1 protein-coding gene is annotated in these 265 nt (G+C 49.4%); it reads left to right on the forward strand.

Features of this window, described 5'->3' with window-relative positions:
- The coding region (locus FDX22_RS31740; protein ID WP_255433023.1) for a Tar ligand binding domain-containing protein at positions 1 to 265 on the forward strand (265 nt) is incomplete at both ends.

The following is a 265-nucleotide window of genomic DNA, read 5'->3' on the forward strand; positions in this document are numbered from 1 at the left end:
CCCGTCAGTTTGGTCTGTTAACCGGTATCATTTGTATTATTGCACTGTTCTCTGTTTTGCAGATTGCATCCTCGCTTATGCTCTCAGCCTCTGTCAGGGACGCGCAGATTAATGAACAGCATAATCAGCAGGTGCTTTTGCAACAGTCGAAGATCGATGAAGCAAGGGTGGCGTTGTTATCTGCCAGCGACTTACTTAATCGTGCTGGCGTTTACTTTATGCAGGATGCGGCTACCGGCTCGGAAGGGAGCTGGCGCCCGTTAAT

This window comes from Citrobacter sp. TBCS-14 (assembly GCF_005280805.1).
Lineage (GTDB): Bacteria > Pseudomonadota > Gammaproteobacteria > Enterobacterales > Enterobacteriaceae > Citrobacter > Citrobacter gillenii.